Here is a 1,114-nt window from a genome sequence, read left to right as displayed (position 1 = left end):
CCATCGGCCGTGACGTATCCACGATACATTCCAGCAGTATTAAATGCCATGGAGATATTTCCTTTATGATCAATGCCTATTACTCCACCGTCACCTCCTAATTTTTCCACCTTTTTGATTTCGGCTTCTGAGGCTTGTTTTAAAGAGTAGCCTTTGTATTCCATCATAGCAGAAATATCATGTCCTACTACATTTCGGATGAAATACTCTCCCCAACCGGTGCCTGAAATTCCACAAGTTTTGTTATTGGCATAAGTTCCTGCTCCAATTATAGGCGAATCCCCTATTCTTCCATACTGCTTGTAAGTCATTCCTCCAGTTGATGTGCCTGCAACAATGTTTCCTCCTTTGTCTAAGGCCACAGCGCCCACTGTTCCATGCTTATCATCCCCTTCAATGTCTGTTTCATCTATTAATTTCCCGGAAAGCTTTTTTCTTCTAATTTTTTCCCATCCTTTTTTTCTTCTATTGGTAATAAAATATTCAGCTTCCACCATTTCCAAATCTTGTTCAGTGGCGAATTGATCTGCCCCATCTCCGGCAAGCATTACATGTGGGGAAACATTCATAACTTTAATAGCTGCATCAATAGGGTTTTTGATGTGGTGAACTCCTGCTACTGCACCGGCATTTAAGGTCTTTCCATTCATTATGGAGGCATCTAGTTCCGCAAAGCCTTCTTCGTTCAACACCGCACCTTTTCCTGCATTAAATAATGGAGAGTTTTCCATCACATTGATGGTCTTCTGAACGGCTTCTTCACTACTTCCCCCTCGTTTAAGAATATCATAACCAGTCTGGAGGGCTTCGGTTAATTTTTCCCGATAGGCCTTTTCTAATTCTTTGGTCATGTTTTCCTTTTTGATGGTACCAGCTCCACCATGGATGACAAGAGCAAATTCGGGGTTGACATTTTCTATATGTTGAGCATTTAGTTGAGCAGAAATAAGGATACTCAAAACAGCTAAAAATAACTTTCTCATAATATTAATTTTGAAGGTAAATCCTAGAAGGAATCAATTCGAATTTAGTTCTAAACTTTAATTGATTGTTTTCATCCATTAAAAGGATTAGAGCATTTAGATTTTAAATCTGTAAGAATTTTATTGTTAGG

The 1,114-nt window shown here is 38.8% G+C and carries 1 protein-coding gene; it reads right to left on the bottom strand.

Translation table 11 applies throughout. The features are described 5' to 3' along the window. Positions 1-983, bottom strand: a 983-nt coding sequence (locus E1171_RS00945) for an isoaspartyl peptidase/L-asparaginase family protein (RefSeq protein ID WP_155203192.1), incomplete at its 3' end; no start/stop codon positions are given. Positions 984-1,114: the final 131 nt, after the last annotated feature.

This window comes from Xanthovirga aplysinae (assembly GCF_009711365.1).
GTDB classification, from domain to species: Bacteria; Bacteroidota; Bacteroidia; order Cytophagales; family Cyclobacteriaceae; genus Xanthovirga; species Xanthovirga aplysinae.
Note: the sequence above shows the minus strand (reverse complement) of the source record. Positions and strands in the feature narration are given on the sequence as shown.